Source organism: Paucibacter hankyongi (assembly GCF_037482915.1).
GTDB lineage: Bacteria > Pseudomonadota > Gammaproteobacteria > Burkholderiales > Burkholderiaceae_C > Paucibacter_A > Paucibacter_A hankyongi.
On record NZ_JBBHJX010000005.1, the window covers coordinates 91,264 to 111,306 of the forward strand.

The following is a 20,043-nucleotide window of genomic DNA, read 5'->3' on the forward strand; positions in this document are numbered from 1 at the left end:
GCCCTAAACTTGGGGCTTCCCCCGCCACAAGCTGGAAGCCCATCATGAACGCTCGCGACCCTTCGCTGCCACTGCAGCCCGCCCAAGCCTCGGCCATCGCCGACTTTGCCGCCCAGGTCTGGGACGATGAAATCGTGCCCGCCCTGACCCAGTACATCACCATCCCGGCCAAGAGCCCGATGTTCGATGCCGACTGGGCCGCCAATGGTCATATCGAAAAGGTCTTGCGCGATGCCGCGGCCTGGGTCGAGAGCAAAAAGGTCGCCGGCTTGAAGCTGGAAGTGATTCGCCTGCCCGGCCGTACGCCGGTGATCTTCTTTGAAGTGCCGGCCACCAAGGCCGACAGTAGCGACACCATCGTGCTCTATGGGCACTTGGACAAGCAGCCCGAATTCAGCGGCTGGCGCAATGATCTGGGCCCGTGGACGCCCAAGTACGAAGACGGCAAGCTCTATGGTCGCGGCGGCGCCGATGACGGCTACGCGGTCTACGCCTCGCTGACCGCCATCATGGCCTTGGACAAACAGGGCATCGCACGGCCACGATGCGTCGGCATCATCGAGACCTGCGAAGAATCCGGCTCCTACGATTTGCCTGCCTATCTGGATGTTCTGAAGGAGCGCCTGGGGCAAGTCTCGCTGGTGGTGTGCCTGGATTCCGGCGCCGGCGACTACAACCAACTCTGGCTGACCACCTCGCTGCGTGGCATGGTCAGTGGCGTGTTGAAGGTCGAAGTGCTGACCGAGGGCATCCACTCCGGCGACGGTTCGGGCGTGGTGCCGTCCAGCTTCCGCATCCTGCGTCAGGTGTTGGACCGCTTGGAGGACTCCAAGACCGGCCGGCTTTTGCCCGAGAGCTTCCATTGCGAGATTCCCGGCAACCGCATTGAGCAAGCCCAAGCGACGGCGGCCATCCTGAAGGACGAGGTCTACAAGCGCCTGCCCTGGGCCTGTGGTGCCGACGGCGGCCCGGTCTTGCCGATGACGGCCGAGCCGGTCGAGGTGCTCTTGAACCGGACCTGGCGGCCGACCTTGTCGGTGACCGGTGTGGACGGCTTCCCGGCCATGAGCAATGCCGGCAATGTGTTGCGACCCTTCACCGCCTTCAAATTGTCACTGCGCCTGCCGCCCCTGGTGGATGGCAATGAGGCGGCTCTGCGTCTGAAGGCCTTGCTGGAAGACAACGCGCCGTACAACGCCAAGGTGACTTTTGTGCCCGATGGTCGGGCCGGCGCGTATGGCGCCACCGGCTGGAACACGCCCGATTTGTCCCCCTGGCTGAGCCAGGCTTTGAATCAGGCCAGCGAGACTCACTTCGGCGCGCCGGTCGGTTATATCGGCCAGGGTGGCACGATCCCGCTGATGAGCATGTTGCAAAAGGGCTTCCCCGCTGCGCAGATGATGGTCTGCGGCGTCTTGGGCCCCAAGAGCAATGCGCACGGCCCGAACGAGTTTCTGCATGTGCCTTATGGCAAGCGCCTGACCGCCGCGGTGGCTCAGGTGATGGCGGCCCACCCTTGATGCGACGCTGACGGTCAGCGGGCGGCGGCGTGGATCTGCTGAAGGCGCTGCGCGTCTTTACCCGCGTGATCGATGAGGGCAGCTTTGCCGCTGCCGCGCGTGCGCTCGACTTGGCGCCGGCCGTGGTGACGCGTCTGGTGGCCGAGTTGGAGGCGCATCTAGGTGCCCGTTTGGTTCATCGCACCACCAGGCGCTTGGCCCTGACCGATGTGGGCGATGCTTATCTGGAGCGGGCCCGGCGCATCCTGTTAGAGGTTGAGGAATCAGAAGCCTTGGCGGCCTCGGCCACTGCAGAGCCGCGCGGCAATCTGCGTGTTTTGGTGCCGCCGGCCGTGGCCGTGCATCAGTTGGCCAAGCACTTGCCCGGGTTTTCGGCCAAGTACCCGCAGCTGTCCGTCGAGTTGCATTCGCCCGGCCCGGTGACGGCGGTGGACGACAGCTTTGATGTGACCATCATCTTGGCCAGGGAATTGCTGGAGGGGGATTTCGTCGCCCGTTTGTTGGCCCGCACCGAGTTCATCATGTGCGCCTCGCCCGAGTATCTGAATCGGCGCGGCCGCCCCAGCCATCCGCATGACCTGGCCCGGCATGACACCCTGGTGCCGCCCTTGTCGGAGTTGCAGCGAGGCATGCAGTTTCAGCGCGGCCCCTTTGGGGATGACGGCTCTTGCAGTGAGACGCTCAGTCTGGTGCCGAAAAAAGCCATCCTCAGAACAACCCATATGGACAGCAATTACGCTGCCGCGCTGCACGGCCTCGGCGTGGCCGGCCTGCCGTCCTTCATGGTTGAAGATGCCTTGCTCGAACATGCGCTCGAGCGCGTGCTGCCGGAGTGGCGCTTGCACAGCGTGACGATCTGGGCGGCCATGCCAACGCGCAAATATGTGCCGGCACGCACGCGGGTGTTTCTGGAATTTCTGCGCGAGATCTTTGGCGGCGAGGACCGAGATCCCTGGCTGGAGGCGGCCGGCTGCCCCAGTAGTCGGCTGAAAACCTAACGCAAGGTAAAGCCGGTATCGACCATCTGCCCTTGCAGGTCCTGCAGCAGATGGGTCAGTGGCGACAGCTGCACATAGCGCGTGCAGACCTTGATGGCATAGGCAAAAAAGCGCGGCAGGTCTTCCGCGTAAGCCGGCTTGCCGTCGCGGTGCTTGAGGCGGCAAAAGATGCCGAGAATCTTCAGGTGGCGCTGTAGCCCACTCCACTCCAGTTGGCGCCAGAACTCGCCGAAATCTTCATTGATTGGCAGGCCGGCCTTGCGCGCCTGCTCCCAGTAGCGAATCGCCCAGTCGAGCTCCTGCTCTTCTTCCCAGGAAATGAAGGTGTCGCGCAGCAGCGAAACCAGGTCGTAGCCGATCGGGCCCTTGACCGCATCTTGGAAATCCAGAATGCCGGGGCTGCCGCTGGCCTCGTCGCAAACCATCAGATTGCGCGGCATATAGTCGCGGTGCATGGCGAGTTGCGGCTGTTCCAGCATGTTCTTGACCAGCACGTCGCAGCCATGTGCCCACCATTTTTGCTGGGTCTCGTTCCATTCGCGGCCGTACTCGCGTTGCACGCACCAGTCGACAAAGATTTGCAACTCGCGCCGGATGAAGGCTTCGTCGTAAAGAGGGAGGCGCTCGGCGTCGACCTTCAGTTGCCATTGCAACAGGGTCTGCGTGGCAGCTCGCATCAGCCGGTCGGCCTCGGCCGGGGTGGCAGCCTTCAAGGCTTGCAGATAGGTCAGACTGCCCAGGTCTTCCAGCAACAAAAAGCCCTGCGCTGCGTCGGCTGCATAGACCTTGGGGGCGTGCAGGCCGCATTCGGCCATGTGGGCCGCGATTTGAATGAAGGGACGGCAGTCGCCGGCCTCGGGCGGCGCGTCCATGATGATGAAGCTGGCGCCGTCGTTTGTGCCGATGCGCAAATAGCGCCGCGCGCTGGCGTCGGCGCTGGCAATGGCAAGCGTGTCGAGCTGCAGGTCGTGGCTGGCTTGCAGGCTTTGCAGCCAGCCATGAAAGCCTTGTTCGCGCTTCTTGTCTTGCCAGGGGATCGAATTCATTCGGGGCGGTTCTCGGGTCGGTGTCGAGCCCGCAGCCTTGGCTGGCGGCCTCATGGATAATGGATTTTACAAACCGCAAGCTGAAGGGCGGCGATCCGTTCGAAGTGCGGACGCGCGGCCCGGCTGTGCTGCTCGCAATTTCTTCAATTTTTAGCCGCCCGCCGACGCTGTGCCGCGCCCCTTGTCAAAGTTTGCCCTCACCCCTCTCGCTGAATTGGCCCGATCGACTGTTGCCCGCGCCGCCAAGTCGCGCCGGCCGGTTTGGCCCTGGCTGAGCCTGTGGTGTGTGTGCGCACCCGGTTTGGTGCTGGCGCAAAACCCGCCGGCCCCGCGCCTGAAGCCGGCCAAGACCCTGGCCGGCACGCCACAGGGCGAGGCCAAGCCCGCCTTGGTGCTGAGTGCCAAGAGTTTGAGCTCGCGCCTTGATGAGGCCATGTTGGCCGAAGGCGAGGCCGAACTGCGCTACGGTGATCTGTTGGTGCGTGCCAAGAGTCTGCGCTATGAGCAGGTGGAAGACTTGGCCATTGCACGCGGCGATGTGGAGGTCAGCCGGGCGGGGAATTTGTTCCGTGGCCCCGAGTTGCAGCTGTACCTGAAGCGCTTTGAGGGCGAGTTTCTCAATCCCAGTTATTTCTTTTCGCTCACCGGTGGTGGCGGTCATGCCGAGCGGGTCACCTTCGGCGGGCCGTCGAACATTCAAGCGCTGGAGGGCACCTACAGCAGTTGCCCGGCCAATGAGGATGGTTCACCGCTGGCCTGGGAGGTCACGGCCCGCAAGCTGGACATGGACTTCGAGGCCAACGAAGGGGTGGCGACCGGGGCGATGCTGCGGTTTTATGGCGTGCCGATTCTGCCCGTGCCGGCACTGAGCTTTCCGCTCGGCGGCCAGCGCAAGTCGGGTTGGCTGGCGCCGAATATCGGCTTCGGCAATCGCAGCGGTTTTGAGTTCGGCATGCCCTACTACTGGAACATTGCGCCGCAGCGTGATGCCACCTTGACGCCTTTCCTGATGTCGCGGCGCGGCGCCGGTGTGGACAGTGAGTTCCGCTACCTGGAGCCCGAGCATGCCGGCAAGTTGAATTTGGCGCTGTTGCCGCATGACCGGGTCATGGGCGGCTCACGTTGGGCGCTCAACCTGGATCAGCGCGGCTCACTGGGCCAAAACTGGGGCTACAAATTACGCGCTGAACGGGTCTCCGATGACGACTATTGGAAAGACTTGCCCGAGCGGATGCAGAGTCAGACCGAGCGCCTGTTGTCGACCGATTTGCAACTGAGTCGCCTGAGGCAATCGACCTGGGGCGATGCGCTGACTTATGCGCGGGTGCAGCGTTGGCAGGTCTTGCAAGAGCTGGATTCGCCGATCCAGTCGCCCTATCAACGTTCGCCTCAAGTCGGCGTGCGCCTGACGACGGCGGCCGATGACGCCGTCTTTGAGGGCTTCCGCCCCTGGGGTCGCAAGGCGCGTCTGGAGGGCTCGCTGGAGCTGGAGTACAACCGCTTCGACTTGCCCCGCAATGCCCAGTTGCAAAACTTGCTGATGACGCGCCTGCCGACCGGGCAGCGGGCCCATATGCTGGCCCATGTCAGTGCTCCGCTGGGGGGGGCAGCCTGGTGGTTGATCCCGCGTGTGGCGGTCAATGCGGCCTATTACAAGCTCGATCAACCGCAGTTGGATGGCCAGACGACGATGGGACGAACGGTGCCCAGCTTCAGCCTGGACCATGGTTGGATTTTTGAGCGCAACACCTCGTGGCTGGGCCGCTCCCTGTTGCAGACCTTGGAGCCGCGTGTGCTCTATGTCAACACGCCGTACCGGGCACAGGAAAACTTCCCCAAGTTCGACTCGGCGCCGAAGGATTTCAATTTCGATTCGATCTACACGGCCAATCAGTTCTCCGGCGTGGACCGGGTCTCGGACGGCCATCAGCTGACGGCGGGCGCGGTCAGCCGCTGGGTCAACCAGGCGCAGGGCGACGAAGTGTTGCGCCTGGGCTTGGTGCAACGCTACTTGTTCCGGGATCAATTGATCACCGGCAGCGAGAAACCGCTGACACAGCGCTTCTCGGACCTGCTCTTGCTGGGTGCGGTGCACCTGGACTCGAAGTGGTGGGTGGACGGCTCGGTGCAATTCAATCCCGATGAGAACCGCTCGGTGCGTACCATCATGCGGGCGCGTTATTCGCCCGGACCGTTCCGCACCGTCAGCACGGCTTACCGTTTGGCGCGCGGCCAGGCGGTGCAGGCCGGGCAGGGCGGATTGGAAGGGCAGAGCGAGCAGCTTGAACTGGCTTGGCAATGGCCCTTGTATGGGCAGAGCGAGGCCAAACGCAGCGCCGGTGGCTGCGGCGGTGCTTGGTACAGCGCCGGGCGCCTGCAATACAGTCTGGTCGACCGTAAGTTGACCGATTCGGTGCTGGGTTTTGAATATGACTCCGGCTGCTGGATCCTGCGTTTCGGGGTCGAACGGCTGTCCGCCGGGCGCGCCGAAACGAATACGCGTTTGATGTTGCAGATGGAACTGGTGGGTCTGTCCCAACTGGGCTCCAATGCGCTCAATGTCTTGAGGGACAATATCCCCGGTTACCGACGCCTGAGCTCTGATCGCTCGGCAAGCCTTGAAGCTCCCTATGACTGATATGTCGATTCGATCCCTGACTCTGCTTGGCTCTTTCATCCTGCTTGGCCTGCAGGCCAGCCAGCCGGCTTGGGCGCAGCAGCGAGCCTTCGACCTGAAGCCAGGCGACTACATCGCCGCGGTCGTCAACCAAGACGTGGTGGCGGCCAGCGAGGTGGTGCAACGCACGGCCCGTTTGCTGGAGGAGGCGCGTCGCCGCGGTGAGGCGATGCCTGATTCGGCCGCTCTGCACAAGCAAGCGCTGGAAGCCTTGATTGAGGACCGGGTTCAGGTCACCTATGCGCGCGAAGCCGGCGGCAAGGTGGATGAGCCCGAGTTGGACCGGGTGGTGGCCAATGTGGCGGCACAGAACAAGCTGACGATGGAGCAGTTGCGCGAGCGGCTGAAGCAAGACGGCACCGATTACCGCACCTTCCGTGAAGGCCTGCGTGATCAGATGATGTCCGAGCGGGTGCGTGAGCGTGAGGTGCAGGGCCGTATCCGCATTACCGACGGTGAGATCGATACCTACTTGGAGCAGCGCCGCGAAAAGTTGATGGGTTCGGGGCAGATCAATTTGGCGCAGATTCTGATCAAGGTTCCCGAGGGCGCCAGCGAAACCGTACTGGCCGAGCGCCAAGCCAAGGCCGAGCGGGCACTGGAGCGCGCCAAGGCCGGCGAGGACTTCGCCAAATTGGCCCGTGAGCTTTCCGATGACGCCAGCAAGGAGCGCGGCGGCGAATTCGGCATGCGTCCGGCCGAACGCCTGCCGGACCTGTTTGTGGAGACCGTCAAGGGCTTGGGCAAGGGTGCGTTGAGCGCGAAAGTGGTGCGTTCCGGTGCTGGCTTCCATGTCTTGAAGGTTGTCGACCGCGAAGGTTCGGGCTCGCTGACCACGGTGGTGCAGACCCACGCCCGCCATGTGTTGCTGCGTCCTTCCGCGCAACTGACGCAAGAGGTGGCCACCCGCCGTCTGGCTGAATTCAAACGCGCCATTGAATCCGGCCGCACCAGCTTTGAAGTGGTGGCGCGCGAGAACTCCGAGGACGGCAGCGCACCCGAGGGCGGCGATCTGGGCTGGATGTCTCCCGGCGCCTTTGTGCCCGAGTTTGAGCAGGCGATGAACGCGCTGCCAATCGGCGGCATTTCGGAGCCGGTGCCGTCACGTTTCGGCCTGCACCTGATTCAGGTGCAGGAGCGGCGCTCGGTGGAGATCGAGTTGAAGCAATTGCGTGAGCAAGCGCGTGCGGCCTTGCGTGAGGGCAAGTACGAGGAGGCTTACCTGGACTGGGTCAAGGACCTGCGTGCACGCGCCTATGTCGAAGTGCGCGAGTGGTTGGACTGAGGACAACCCGGTGGCTCAACATATTGCACGCAAGCGTTTCGGTCAGCATTTTCTGACCGACGTCCACATCATCGAATCCATCGTCGATGCCATCGATCCTCGAGCCGGCGAGGCCGTGGTCGAGATCGGGCCGGGCCTGGGGGCGATGACCTTGCCGCTGCTCAAGCGCATCCAGCCATTCACCGTGATCGAGTTGGACCGTGATCTCGCGGCCAAGCTGCGCCATCAAACCGGCTTGGAGGTGATCGAATCCGATGTGCTAAAGGTCGACTTCGCGGCGCTGGCCGCCGCCAAGGGACAGCAACTGCGCGTGGTTGGCAATCTGCCCTACAACATTTCGACGCCTATTCTGTTTCATCTGCTTGGCTTTGTGGACCATGTGGTCGACCAACACTTCATGCTGCAAAAAGAAGTGGTGGATCGCATGGCCGCCGCGCCTGGTTGCAAAGACTATGGCCGCTTGACCGTGATGCTGCAGTGGCGCTACGCCATCGAGTCGGTGCTGGATGTGCCGCCGAGCGCGTTTGACCCACCGCCGCGGGTGGATTCGGCCATTGTTCGCATGCAGCCCTACGCCAAACCGCCGCAATTGGATAGCAAGCTATTTGGCGAAATGGTGGCTGCCGCGTTCTCGCAGCGCCGCAAGCTCTTGCGTCACAGCCTGGGTGTTTGGTTATCTGCGCGTGGTTTTACCGGACAGTTCGATTTGCAGCGCCGCGCCGAGGAAGTACCGGTGGCGGAGTTTGTGGCCTTGGCGCAAGCTCTGCAAGCCTGAAATTGCCTGATTCCAGCGGCCTGTATGCCCTATAGGCCGGCAAGGGACGAAAAAAAGGAGCCCCAGGGCTCCTTTTTCTTTGCTGTGTTCAGCGGAACTCAGGCGGCGCTGAGCCACATGGCCGTGTCGAACGCACTGCTCATCATCGGCATATTCATGCCAAAGTTGGCGTTGGCGGCGGCTTTGGAGTTCTTGGCTGCAGGCTTGGTGGCAACGGCGGCGGCTTCTTCGGTAGCCCGCTCCCAGGACGCATTGTCTTGAGAGCGGGCTACTGAAAAGAATAGAAGCACCTGAACTGAATCTTTCGATCGGCCCAGTAATCGGCCGCTTCACGGAAGACATCCAGCAGTTGCTCGCGAGCCTCGCGATCAAACTTGACGTTGTCGGGCAACTGCTCGAGCACCACGACGAAACCGGGCTGTGCGCCGGACTTGTGGACCAGATCGGTCATGCAGTCGTGGAGGGCGTCCAGATTCTTGCCAAAATGGGCCGGGAAGAGAAATGCCTGGGCAATCGCTTCCAGCACGTCCTGCTTGGACTGTGCCTCGGTCAAGTTGGCATACAAGAAATGCTGGCCGGCATCCTGTGCGGCGTGCATCAAGTCCTCTACGCGGTAGGCCCGAATGGCCTGCACGATATTGGGACGGACGGTCTGCAAAAGCATGGTCGCGATCCTCCTATATAGTCACAGAACTTTTCACCACCATCGAATCACTGCTCAAGGCGCTTGAAGCTTGAATAATGATCGCTGGTGTAATAACAAACATCAGGATTTGTAGGGGGTTTGCCTCCGCAAACCAAGCGTCTTGCGCCGCGGTTACGTGCACCGGGCGTTTTGACGGTGTACTCGCGGTAGTAGCCACGTGCCTTGGCGGGCAGCAAGCGCTCGCGATTGCCAAACACGATGCCGTCCTTGTCGTGCGGAAATGGACCTCCGGCAAGGATCAGGCGATGCGTTGTTTGGGCTTCGCGGGGCAGCTTCGACAAAGCGACCGTTTCGGTTGTCGCTGACAACTGATCCGGCGCGGCTACCGATTCTTTGGCCTGCACTTGAACGCTCGCTGCCGCCACCAAAATGCTGGCGACGACCGACTTGCACCAAGTGGACCACTGCGGTGGTCGAGAGAGCAAAGACACGGGATTACCCTGTTCCTGAAAGCGCAATGGTAACGAAAACGCCCGAAAACCTCAAGCGCTTAGCCCCAGCTGGACCGGGATTCTGGTAATTGTTTGTGTGTACACACATTCCCAATGGGTATTGAGAATGTGTAGTTTTTGTAACTGAACTGGGCCCGGTAAGCCCTTACAAACTTTTGTAAAAACTCCCGCAATAGGTCGCAATGCGCACCCGTTTGGTGCGCATTGTTCCTGTCGCCGGGGCTGATATTTCTTTGAAATTCAGCGCGCGGCGTTGGCGTCGGCGACGGTCAAGGCCGTCATATTGACGATGCGCCGCACGGTGGCCGAGGGGGTCAATACATGCACCGGCTTGGCTGCGCCGAGCAGAACCGGCCCAATGGCAATACCGCCGCCGGCCGTAGTTTTCAGCAGGTTATAGGAGATATTGGCCGCGTCAATATTCGGCAGCACCAGCAGATTGGCTTCGCCGCTGAGGGTGCTGTTGGGCATCAGGTCCTTGCGGTAGGCGGCGTCCAGAGCGGTGTCGCCGTGCATTTCGCCGTCTACTTCCAGCCAAGGCGCGGCGGCCTGGATCAGCCCCAAGGCTTCGCGCATCTTGATCGCCGACGGCTGGTTGCTGGAGCCGAAATTGCTGTGTGAAAGCAGGGCGGCTTTGGGGCGGATCCCGAAACGCATCAATTCTTCGGCAGCCATCACGGTGATCTCGGCCAATTGCTCGGCCGTCGGGTCGTAATTGACATGGGTATCCACCAGGAAGACTTGGCGGCCCGGCAGGATCAGTCCGTTCATGCAGGCGTAGTTCTTGACGCCCGGACGCTTGCCGATCACCTGGTCGATGTACTGCAGGTGCATGGCCGTATTGCTCCATGTGCCGCAGAGCATGCCGTCCACCTCGCCCTTGTGCAGCATCATGCAACTGATCAGGGTCAGGCGGCGGCGCATCTCGATCTTGGCCAACTGCTGGGTCACGCCCTTGCGCTCGGTCATCTGGTGATAGGTCTGCCAGTAGTCGCGGTAGCGGTGGTCGTTCTCCACATTGACGATGTCGTAGTCTTTACCTTCTTTGAGGCGCAGGCCAAAACGCTCGCATCGCTCGGCGATCACGCCGGGGCGGCCAATCAACGTCGGGCGAGCCAGGCCTTCATCGACCACCACCTGTACGGCGCGCAGCACGCGTTCTTCTTCGCCCTCGGCATAGGCCACACGCTTGTTCACCGCGCGTTTGGCGACGTTGAAGATAGGCTTCATCGTCGTGCCCGAGGCGTACACAAAGCTCTGCAGCTTTTCGCGGTAGGCCTCCATGTCCTTGATAGGGCGGCTGGCCACGCCGGAGGCCATCGCCGCTTCGGCCACGGCTGGGGCGATCTTCATCATCAGACGCGGATCAAAGGGCTTGGGAATCAGGTACTCGGGGCCGAAGCTGAGGTTGGCGCCCGCATAGGCCGCCGCCACCACCTCGCTTTGCTCGGCCTGGGCTAGCTCGGCAATCGCGCGAACCGCAGCGATTTCCATCTCATCATTGATGGTGACGGCACCGCAGTCCAGAGCGCCGCGGAAGATGTAGGGGAAGCACAGGACGTTGTTGACCTGGTTCGGGTAGTCGGTGCGGCCGGTGGCCATCACAGCGTCATCACGCACCGCCTTGACCTGCTCGGGCAGGATTTCTGGCGTCGGATTGGCCAGCGCAAAAATCATCGGCCGCGGCGCCATCTTGGCGACCATCTCCGGCTTCATCACGCCGCCGGCCGACAGGCCCAGGAACACATCCGCGCCTTCAATCACCTGGCTGAGGCTGCGCTGCTCGGTCTTCTGGGCAAAGCCGGCCTTGTCCGGGTCCATCAGCTCGACACGGCCTTCATAGACCACGCCGGCCAAGTCGGTGACCCAGATGTTTTCCTTCGGCAGACCCAGCTTGACCAAGAGGCCCAGGCAGGCCAGCGCCGCGGCGCCGGCGCCGGAGGTCACCAGCTTGACCTGCTTGATGTCCTTGCCCAGTACCTTCAAGCCATTCAAGAAGGCCGCACCGACGACGATTGCCGTGCCATGTTGGTCGTCGTGGAAGACCGGGATCTTCATCCGCTCGCGCAACTTGCGCTCAACATAGAAGCAGTCCGGCGCCTTGATATCTTCGAGGTTGATGCCGCCGAAGGTGGGCTCTAGCGCGGCAATGATGTCGACCAATTTGTCGAGATCGCGCTCAGCGATTTCGAGGTCGAACACATCGATGCCGGCGAACTTCTTGAACAGCACGCCCTTGCCCTCCATCACCGGCTTGGAGGCCAGCGGGCCGATGTCGCCCAGGCCCAGCACGGCGGTGCCATTGGTCACCACCGCGACCAAATTGCCCCGCGAGGTGTAGCGAAAGGCATTGGCCGGATCGGCCACGATCTCTTCACAGGCCGCAGCCACACCGGGCGAGTAGGCCAGCGCCAGGTCGCGTTGATTGACCAGCTGCTTGGTCGCAGCGATGGCAATCTTGCCGGGTGTCGGGAACTCGTGATACTCAAGTGCCGCTTGGCGAAACTGGGCGTTCTTCTGTTCTGAGGTGGGCATGGTGCTGTTTCTCTCGGCAAACCAGTGAAGCCATCGATGACGCTGCGGTCCCGATGCGGCCGGCGATTGTAAAAGCCGCAGCCTGCACGAAGGCCAAGCTGTGGAGAGCGCAAGTGTCGGCTGAACCGGCCCGCTGACGATACGCGGTATTGCGCATCTTGCCGGACCCGCAGGCAAAGGATACTGCGTGCTGTCGAGCCCTCTACTTTGCTCCACGCTGCCCATTTGAAGCACGAACACACATCCGCCGCCTTGCCGCGCGCCTGGAGCTGGCGCCGGGCCCTGCTATGGGGGGCCTTGGTGGCCTTGCTGTTGGTGGCGCAGTCGCTGTTGGTGGCGCTGACGCTCAGCTACGAAACCGCCCGTGCGCAGGAAAAGGTCGATGACACGGCGGCCGAAGTGGCCGCCCGTGTTAAACAAATCGCCGGCCGCGATCTGCAGGGTCTACAGGGCTTGTTGTGGGAGCAGCCGCAGACGCCGCGTTGGCAGGCCGACGCCAGCGAGTTGTTGCGCCGCACCCGGGCCTTGCTGCGGGTGGAGTACCGCGACGCGCAGCGCGAGGTGCTGCAGTCGGTCGAGTCGCCCTATGTCACGCCGCTGTTTGCGCAGATTGGCCGCGAGCATATGGAAATTGAAACCGAGCTGGCCTGCGAGGCCGCCTTGCGCCAGGGCTCGCAGCTGTATTCGCGCAGCTATTTCATTCCGTTTGCCGGTGGTGAGGGGCTGGAGGTGGTCGACCTTTGCCTGCCGCAGCTGCGCGCCGGCCTCGCTTCGGCCTATATCGTCGCCACCATCAGCTTGCGCTATCTGCTCGAAGATGCGGTGACGCAGGACCAGTCTCGTGGCCATGAGCTGAGTTTTGTCGAGGGCGACGGCACGCGTTTGGCGCGTACCGGTTTGAACCGCGGTGCCGGCCATTACCTGGCCGAGCGTCTGGTCGATTTGCCGGGCCTGACCCTGCAGTTGAAGGTCGACAGCGCCGCCGGTCGGCCACGCTTGATTCCCAACCTGGCCACCGCACTGGTGTTGGGCCTGTCGCTGGCGCTGTTCGCCGTGGTCTTGATGTTGGCGCGTGACGGCCGCCGGCGCGCCTATGCTGAGCGCGCCTTGGCCGAGTCCTTGGCTTTTCGCCACGCGATGGAAAACTCGCTGATCACCGGCTTGCGCGCGCGCGACCTGGCTGGAATCGTCACCTACGTCAATCCGGCTTTTTGCAGCATGGTGGGTTTCAAACCGGTGGAGCTCTTGGGGCAGACCACGCCGCCCTATTGGCCGACCGAGTTTGTCGAGGAATACCGCCGCCGCCATGCCGACCGCAGTGCCCGCTGGGAGGCCAGCCAAGACCCGCGGCAAGGTTTTGAGACCGTCTTTATGCGCAAGAGCGGCGAGCGCTTTCCGGTGATGATTTTTGAAGCGCCGCTGCTTGATGCTCAGGGTCAGCACACCGGCTGGATGAGCGCGGTGCTGGACGTCAGCGATCAACGTCGCATGGAAGAACTGTCGCGCCAGCAGCAAGAGCGCCTGCAGGCCACGGCGCGCCTGGCCACCGTCGGCGAGATGGCTTCGCTGCTCAGCCATGAGTTGAATCAGCCGCTGGCGGCCATCGCCAGCTATGCCGCCGCGTCCTTGAATCTGCTCAAGCTCGAGGCCGATGATCCGACCACGCCCGAGATGGTGCGCCAGGCTGTCACCCGCATTGCCGAGCAGGCCGAGCGCGCCGGCCGCGTGATCAAAAGCGTGCATGACTTTGTGCGCCGGCGCGATCAGGCACGTGAGGCGATCGGTGTCGAGCAGTTGTTTGACGCGGTGCTGCCGCTGGTGCGGCTGCAGGCGCGCAAAAGCGGTACCCGCATCGAGATTGAACTGCCCGAGCCAGCGCCGCGCGTGCGCTGCGACCGCACCATGGTTGAGCAGGTCTTGCTGAACCTGACCCGCAATGCCATCCAGGCCATGGAGGGCCACACGCCGCAGGCCGAGCGCGTGCTGCGCCTGCAGGCCCGGCCCAGTTCGGACCCGCGCTGGATCAGCCTGGCTGTCATCGACCGCGGCCCAGGTATTCCGGCCGAGGTAGCGCGCCAGCTCTACACGCCCTTTTTCACCACCCGTTCAGAAGGCATGGGCTTGGGTCTGAGCCTGTGCCGCACGGTGGTGGAGCAACATGGCGGTGCGATGGACTTCGTCAATCTTGACGGACCGGGCGGCACCGTGTCGGGCACCGAATTCCGCTTTACATTGCCGGCTGCCGGCGCCGGCGCAGTTGCGCCCGCCGATCACAAAGGGGACACGCTGTCATGAGTCGAAAACTGCCGATGGTCTATCTGGTCGACGACGAGGATGTGGTGCGCGACGCCCTCGGCTGGTTGTTGCGCTCGCGCCGGCTTTTGTCCGAAGGTTTCGCCAGCGCCGAGGCCTTTGAGGTCATGCTGGATGCCCGCCCCGAGGGTGGCAGCGACTGGCCAAATGCGCCGTCGTGTCTCTTGCTTGATGTGCGCATGCCGGGCATGAGCGGCCTGGCGCTGTTCGAGCGTTTGATCGAGCGCGGCCTGTGCGGCGAGCACGCGGCCCTGCCGGTGATCTTCTTGACCGGCCATGGCGATGTGCCGACGGCCGTCGCCGCGGTCAAGCGCGGCGCCTTCGACTTCGTTGAGAAACCGTTCTCGGACAACACCTTGGTGGACCGCATCGAGAAGGCGCTGGCGATCAGCGAGCGCGCCATTGCCGAGCGTGGCCAACAGGTGCAAATGGCCAAGCGACTGGCCGAGTTGACCGAGCGCGAACGCGAGGTCATGACGCTGGTAGTGCAGGCCTTGCCGAACAAGCTGATCGCCGATCAGCTGAACATCAGCGTTCGGACCGTTGAGGTGCACCGCGCGCGGGTGTTCGAAAAAATGAACGTCAAGTCTGCCGTCGAGTTGAGCAATCTCCTGCGCGAGGACTGAGTGCCTCGCGCAAGATCAAGCCAGCCTCAGGAAAACAGCGCTTCGGCGCAGGCGCGCGCACGCTGCGGCACCGTGCCTGCCAGCGCCACCGCAGGCCGCGGTCTCTGGGGCTCTTGCAACTGCTCAAACACCGCCTGCACCTGTTTGGGCTTGACCGCCTGCAACTGCGCCATCGCCTCCACGGGATCGCGCAGCCGACCGAAGGCAAACAGCTCTTGCGCCGCCGCCTCCATGCGCCGGGCAGGCTGCTCCAGGGCCCGCAGTCCGCGCATTTGCAACTGCTTGCGGGCGCGCGCCAGCGCCACCTTGTCCAGGGGCCCTTCCGCATGGCGCCGCAAGAGCTGATGCACCGCTTGCAAGAACTCCTCGGCCTGGGCCGGCGCGGTGGCCCCTTCGATCAAGAATTGACCGTAGAGCGGCAAGATGTCGGCCGAACTGGCCACGTGATAGGCCAGGCCGCGGCGCTCGCGGATTTCGTCCAATAGCGGTGAGCTCATGCCTTCGCCCAATAGCGCGGCGGCCAGCACATGGGGAAGGTGCTGGGTGCTGTTGGCATTGCCCAGGCCAGGCGCCTCAAAGCCCAGCAAGACCTGGCATTGGCCGCTGCCGGCCATGCGGCGTGTCTTCAGTCCACCCTGCCAGATTGGCGCGCTCAAGGCATTGGGGCTGCCGCTGGGCATGGCGCCGAAGGCCTTCTCCACCAGCCGGGTGAAGGCCTCGGCATCGACCGGCCCGGCCACCGTCACCACCACATTGCGAGCGGTGTACTGGGCCTGGGCATAGGCCAGCAGGTCCTCGCGGCCAAAGCGCAGGATGTTGGCGCGGGTGCCGATGATGGGCCGGCCGGCCGCATGGTGTTGGCCATAGCTGGCGCGGTCCAGCAGCTGAAAGGCCATGCTGCTGGGGTCATCCTCGAACTCGCTGAACTCTTGTTCGATCACGCGGCGCTCGCGCTCCAACTCATCGGCGGGAAAACTGCTGTTCAGCACGATGTCGGCCAGCCACTCGACAAAGGCCGGCAGATCACCGGGCAAGCCCTCGATATGAAAGGCGGTGTGGTCCTTGTCGGTATGGGCATTGACCTCGGCACCCAGGGCCTCGGCATCGAGGTTGATGCGCTGGCAGTCCCGCGTGGCCGTGCCCTTGAAGGCCATGTGCTCCACCACATGGCTGATGCCATTCAGCCTTGCGCTTTCATGCAAGCTGCCGGTGCGGATGAACACGCTCAGGCTCACCGTTTGGCGCCAGGGCATGGCGATGGTGACGGTGCGCAGGCCGTTGGGGAGGGTGGCCAGGCTGGGGAGGTGGGTGGCGGGCAGGGAGCTCAAGGTGGCAAAGTAGTTGGGGCAATAAACGGTGGAGCGCGAAGGGGTGAGTGTCGCCCAAGCGCCGCGGTCGCTGTACTGGCTCTATGACGGGCGATACTGATCAGGTTTTTCATCACATCGGATAAGAGTCCCTCTGCATGCAACCCGAGACTGCCGCCCAGCTGGCCGCCGCCATTGAAACCCCCAGGCTATGGCTCGAGCCGCTGCGCGAAAGCCATGCTGAGGCGTTTTTCCCAGCGCTGCAGGATGAGGCTGTGTATCGTTGGATCTCGATGCCCAAGCCCGCCAGTCTGGCGGCTTTGCGCGCCCGCTGGCGCAGTCTCGAGGCGACTCGTATCTCCCCTGATGGTGACTGCGCTTGGCCCGCTTGGGCCGTGCGACGCAAATCCGATGGCCTGTACCTCGGTCGCGTCGATGCCGAGATCACCGACACATTCGAGGCCAGCAACCTGGGCTTCTATTTCTTCAGTCCCTTTTGGGGTCAGGGCTACGCCACCGAAGCCGCTGCTGCAGCCGCCGCGCAATTGGCCGCGCGCGGCGTGCACCGCTTTGTTGCCACCGTCACCGTGGGCAACCAGGCCTCCGGCCGGGTGCTGCAAAAAGTCGGCTTCAAGTTCACCCGCATCCTGATCGGCAACGATGTGATTCGCGGCGAAGCGATGGATGATGAGGAGTATGTGTTGGAGGCTGCTCAGGGCGGGCTCGTTCAGCTCACTTGACTTGGTTTGGGGCGCCGGCCTCGCCTTAGGCCGGGCATAAGCGCAAGAATCGGGTGGGCATTCGGTCGGCCAATTTTGACAATGCAGGTTTTCTGACTATCTGGGCCATGGCCATCCTCATTCGGTCCTGCCTAAGCGCACGCAGACCCAGTGAAGTCACCGCCCGTGCTCCTCAGCTCTTGCTCATTGATATGCAAACCGACGTCATCAAAGCCCGCTTCAAGATTCGACCTATTCGTGCGGATTTTTTGGACAAGGTCAGGACGCAAGGCCTTGATGACCTTGGCCAGACGGTGGAGAGACACACCGCCGCCGGCGGGGAACCCTGCCGAGATGTCTTGCGAGCCGCCCTGCCCGGAGAGGCTTTAATTCTTGCCAGCTATTGCCCCTTCACCGTGGCAGGTCCGTACAAGGAATATGGCCCGGTGTACGTCCTTGCCGAGGCCTCAGCGGCAAGCCCCGAACTCACGGCCCTGCCGATTGGCGCAGACATGGGCTATTTCACCCGAGTCTTTGTACTGCGCGCCTATTCCAAAGAAGAGCGCATCGTCGATGCCGTCTTGACCACGCCGGAGACGGCCGCCATTGAATTGGACAAGCTCTTGGCCAATGAGCGAGTTGACTTTGTGTTGGCCAGGTTCGCTGGCTACGGCTGCTACGGCTGTCGGATAGAGCGGGCGTAGAGTCTCATTGAAAAAATAGTTATGTCGGCTGTTGGACCAAGGCCAGCTTGAACTGGCGGCGCGAATGCGGAGCGCCAACCGAAAATGACTGCATAAAACGAGGAGCGCTTGTTGCCTGAAGGTCAGCGGCAACAAGGGCTTTCTCCGTCTCGCCAAAAACAATGACTCGAACAACAATGGATTCCCCAATGGACTACATCAGTGTGCATGCCACGCCTTCAGTTGAAACCTACCAGATGCTGCGCCTGGGCTCAGGTCTCAGCGGCAAGACCGACGAGGCCGCAGCGAGGGGTCTGCCCAACACGCTATTCGCTGTCCAGATACTTTGGGGCTCAGAGCCGGTCGGCATGGGGCGGGTGATCGGCGACGGGGGCTGCTTCTTTCAGGTTGTAGATATTGCGGTGCTCAAGGCGCATCAGGGCCGCGGGCAGGGCAAGCGCATCATGGGGGAGATCCGGCAGTACATCGATGCCCATGTTCCGCTCAGTGGCTATGTCAGCCTGATCGCCGATGGCCAGGCGCAAGATCTTTATGCGCAATTCGGCTTCGTCCATACGGCGCCGCGCTCTGTCGGTATGGCCTATCGGCGGCCCAAGCCGGGCGAGGAAAACGTGGTTGTCTAAGCTGCCGCGGCTGTTGCCGTGCACCGGTGGGTCTTGCGTGCAGCTTGAATTCATCGCGTACCCTTCCGACCTGTCTGATCAGCAGCTGCCATCGCCCTCTTTGGTGGCGGTCTCGCACATTGGGATAGCGAAGGCTTTGGCTATTGGGCCGTCTACAGTACCACCGAGACGCCGGAGGTACTGGGTTTTGGCGGTGTCATGCGCAAGGCCGCTGGGTCCCGCTTCGGTTTGAATTTGTACTTCCGTTTTGCGCCGCGCGCGTGGGGTCAAGGCCTTGCATCGGCGATCGCCCAAGAGGCCTTGGCGGAAGCGTTCATCAAGCGCTGCGAACCGGAGGTGCTCGCCCTGATCTGCCCCGCGAATACCCCATCTCGCCGAACTCTTGAACGCGCGCGGCTTCGAGTGATTGATACAAAAACCGACGATGTTCCGGGGCAGGAGCCCAGTCTCATCGATCGTATCGGCCGTGAGGAGTTTCAGGGCAAAGGCGAAGCCTAGGCAGTTCAGGGGAGCTTCAAAGCACGGGGGAGTCCCGTGGCACATGATGCCCGCAGCCATGCGGTACATTTCTTCGAGCTGATCTTCGCGCTGATGTCGCCAGCACACAAAGAACCAATCGCCATTCAAGGGGACCGCGTGAGCAGCTTTGCCGGATCTATCGCCCAAGAGACTGCGGGTCACTCATTTCAAGTGAGTGCGCAGGAGTCCCCGACTGACGATGTAGATCGTCAGGCACCAGGCGTGGTTCAAGAAATCAAGCAGCACTGCGACGAGCACGGCATTCCGCATCCTTCAATTTTTTCGGAGAGTGGACGGGCGCTCGGGCAAACCTTCCCGCTCATGCCGATACGAAAGCTGGCAACCCAGCCAACGCGCCTAGGCAGCGTTCAAGACGTCACTTGCGACAGTGACGGCAAATTTGAGCGCTATGTTGGCGTGGGTGGCCTGTGTGGCAGCCTCCCCATGCACGATATTGAGGCTGGGGAAGACTATGTCTTGGCCGGGGCCTATCAGGAAACCATGGGCAGCGTGCACAAGCTGATGGGGGTGAACGCCTCGGCGAATGTCTACCTGAACGAGGACGGGTCTGCGGTGTTCAAAGACATCATGGACATGCCGCCATTCGCCGGCTACCGGCCCGATCAAATGATGGCCTTGATGGAGGCCAAGCTGGCCCGTGCAGGCGATGGATCCTCGCGCCTCCAGGAGGACTTGACTATCTACGAGAACTCCTACCTCAGGAGCCAAGCGCGCAGTGAAGTTGGTGCTGATATCGCTGGGGCAGAGGGTTCGAAATGAGCGCGCCGGTCGAGCACTTGTCGCATACCGAGCAGGTCGTACAGGTGGTGCTCAAAGAGGTCTTGGCCTTGGTCCTGGTGGCTCCGCTGGCCGCCTGGATTTTGAACACTTCGGCGCACACCATGCTGGGGCTGGCCGTGCTGTTCAGCGTCATGGCGGTGAGCCTTGAGTACTGCATCAATCGTGCGTATTACTTTGTGCTGATTCGCTATTCGCTCAGTAAAACAAAGTTGATTCGCGCCCTGCATGCCATCGCCATTGAGGTGGGCTTGGCGGCGATGACGGTCCCCATCATCATGTGGCAGTTGGACATGTCATTTGTTGACGCCTTGTTCGTGGACATTGGTTTGGCTGCGTTCTATTGGGTCTGGACCTATGCCTTTTATTGGGCCTACGACCACCTCAGGCCCAAGCTTGGCTTGAGCAAGCCTTCCGCTTGAATCTTGCGCTGATCCCGC

Annotated in this window: 19 protein-coding genes; 13 read left to right on the forward strand and 6 right to left on the reverse strand. The window is 62.4% G+C overall.

The annotated features are described in order from the left end of the window. The first annotated feature begins 44 nt into the window (after positions 1-44). Both WG899_RS10015 and WG899_RS10020 read left to right on the forward strand, forming a co-directional pair. The gene (locus tag WG899_RS10015) at positions 45-1,520 is read left to right on the forward strand and encodes a M20 family metallopeptidase (RefSeq protein WP_339595496.1); all 1,476 of its coding nucleotides are present in this window, start codon (positions 45-47) and stop codon (positions 1,518-1,520) included. 29 nt (positions 1,521-1,549) lie between these two features. Further along, entirely contained in the window at positions 1,550-2,518 is a 969-nt protein-coding gene (locus WG899_RS10020) for a LysR family transcriptional regulator (protein ID WP_339595497.1), read from the forward strand. On the opposite strand, the gene WG899_RS10025 is transcribed toward WG899_RS10020, so the two are convergent. After that, entirely contained in the window at positions 2,515-3,564 is a 1,050-nt protein-coding gene (locus WG899_RS10025) for an aminoglycoside phosphotransferase family protein (protein WP_339595498.1), read from the reverse strand. The genes WG899_RS10020 and WG899_RS10025 overlap by 4 nt on opposite strands. A gap of 214 nt (positions 3,565-3,778) precedes the next feature. Here WG899_RS10025 and WG899_RS10030 point away from each other — a divergent pair, with 214 nt between their 5' ends. The 3 genes from WG899_RS10030 to rsmA are packed head-to-tail and all read left to right on the forward strand — an operon-like array spanning position 3,779 to position 8,301. Further along, on the forward strand, positions 3,779-6,202 hold the full coding sequence (locus WG899_RS10030; protein WP_339595499.1) for an LPS-assembly protein LptD: 2,424 nt from the start codon (positions 3,779-3,781) through the stop codon (positions 6,200-6,202). 1 nt (position 6,203) lies between these two features. Beyond that, positions 6,204-7,526: a peptidylprolyl isomerase gene (locus tag WG899_RS10035; RefSeq protein ID WP_339595500.1), complete on the forward strand. Its 1,323-nt coding sequence runs from the start codon at positions 6,204-6,206 to the stop codon at positions 7,524-7,526. Continuing rightward, a complete protein-coding gene (rsmA, locus tag WG899_RS10040; protein WP_444718836.1) occupies positions 7,498-8,301 on the forward strand; it encodes a 16S rRNA (adenine(1518)-N(6)/adenine(1519)-N(6))-dimethyltransferase RsmA in 804 nt (267 codons plus the stop codon). The genes WG899_RS10035 and rsmA overlap by 29 nt, the downstream gene beginning before the upstream one ends. Before the next feature lie 98 nt (positions 8,302-8,399). Here rsmA and WG899_RS10045 read toward each other — a convergent pair whose 3' ends face one another. The 4 genes from WG899_RS10045 to WG899_RS10060 all read right to left on the reverse strand — a co-directional run bounded on the left by WG899_RS10045 (position 8,400) and on the right by WG899_RS10060 (position 11,994). After that, positions 8,400-8,591 (reverse strand): hypothetical protein, encoded by a 192-nt coding sequence (locus tag WG899_RS10045; RefSeq protein WP_339595502.1) that lies wholly within the window; start codon positions 8,589-8,591, stop codon positions 8,400-8,402. Next, complete coding sequence (locus WG899_RS10050) at positions 8,570-8,965, reverse strand: barstar family protein (RefSeq protein WP_339595503.1); 396 nt, start codon at positions 8,963-8,965, stop codon at positions 8,570-8,572. The genes WG899_RS10045 and WG899_RS10050 overlap by 22 nt, the downstream gene beginning before the upstream one ends. A gap of 47 nt (positions 8,966-9,012) precedes the next feature. Further along, on the reverse strand, positions 9,013-9,351 hold the full coding sequence (locus WG899_RS10055) for a guanyl-specific ribonuclease (RefSeq protein WP_339595504.1): 339 nt from the start codon (positions 9,349-9,351) through the stop codon (positions 9,013-9,015). Between the two features lie 348 nt (positions 9,352-9,699). Continuing rightward, positions 9,700-11,994: an NADP-dependent malic enzyme gene (locus WG899_RS10060; RefSeq protein WP_339595505.1), complete on the reverse strand. Its 2,295-nt coding sequence runs from the start codon at positions 11,992-11,994 to the stop codon at positions 9,700-9,702. Positions 11,995-12,219: 225 nt separating this feature from the next. On the opposite strand from WG899_RS10060, the gene WG899_RS10065 reads away from it, so the two are divergent. Both WG899_RS10065 and WG899_RS10070 read left to right on the forward strand, forming a co-directional pair. Continuing rightward, complete coding sequence (locus WG899_RS10065; RefSeq protein ID WP_339595506.1) at positions 12,220-14,289, forward strand: sensor histidine kinase; 2,070 nt, start codon at positions 12,220-12,222, stop codon at positions 14,287-14,289. Continuing rightward, a complete protein-coding gene (locus WG899_RS10070; RefSeq protein ID WP_339595507.1) occupies positions 14,286-14,933 on the forward strand; it encodes a response regulator transcription factor in 648 nt (215 codons plus the stop codon). The genes WG899_RS10065 and WG899_RS10070 overlap by 4 nt, the downstream gene beginning before the upstream one ends. Positions 14,934-14,959: 26 nt before the next feature. Here the strand turns inward: WG899_RS10070 and WG899_RS10075 are convergent, their stop codons facing one another. Then, a complete protein-coding gene (locus tag WG899_RS10075) occupies positions 14,960-16,261 on the reverse strand; it encodes a M16 family metallopeptidase (RefSeq protein ID WP_339595508.1) in 1,302 nt (433 codons plus the stop codon). Positions 16,262-16,398: 137 nt separating this feature from the next. Here WG899_RS10075 and WG899_RS10080 point away from each other — a divergent pair, with 137 nt between their 5' ends. The 6 genes from WG899_RS10080 (at position 16,399) to WG899_RS10105 (ending at position 20,025) form a co-directional block, all read left to right on the forward strand. Then, on the forward strand, positions 16,399-16,980 hold the full coding sequence (locus WG899_RS10080; RefSeq protein WP_339595509.1) for a GNAT family N-acetyltransferase: 582 nt from the start codon (positions 16,399-16,401) through the stop codon (positions 16,978-16,980). Between the two features lie 191 nt (positions 16,981-17,171). Further along, complete coding sequence (locus WG899_RS10085) at positions 17,172-17,663, forward strand: DUF1203 domain-containing protein (RefSeq protein WP_339595510.1); 492 nt, start codon at positions 17,172-17,174, stop codon at positions 17,661-17,663. Between the two features lie 188 nt (positions 17,664-17,851). Then, positions 17,852-18,286 (forward strand): GNAT family N-acetyltransferase, encoded by a 435-nt coding sequence (locus tag WG899_RS10090; protein ID WP_339595511.1) that lies wholly within the window; start codon positions 17,852-17,854, stop codon positions 18,284-18,286. Between the two features lie 90 nt (positions 18,287-18,376). Further along, entirely contained in the window at positions 18,377-18,784 is a 408-nt protein-coding gene (locus tag WG899_RS10095) for a GNAT family N-acetyltransferase (protein WP_339595660.1), read from the forward strand. Positions 18,785-18,820: 36 nt separating this feature from the next. Further along, positions 18,821-19,585, forward strand: a complete 765-nt coding sequence (locus tag WG899_RS10100) for a type III PLP-dependent enzyme domain-containing protein (RefSeq protein WP_339595512.1) — start codon at positions 18,821-18,823, stop codon at positions 19,583-19,585. Further along, positions 19,582-20,025, forward strand: a complete 444-nt coding sequence (locus WG899_RS10105) for a PACE efflux transporter (protein ID WP_339595513.1) — start codon at positions 19,582-19,584, stop codon at positions 20,023-20,025. The genes WG899_RS10100 and WG899_RS10105 overlap by 4 nt, the downstream gene beginning before the upstream one ends. The last annotated feature ends 18 nt before the right edge of the window (positions 20,026-20,043 follow it).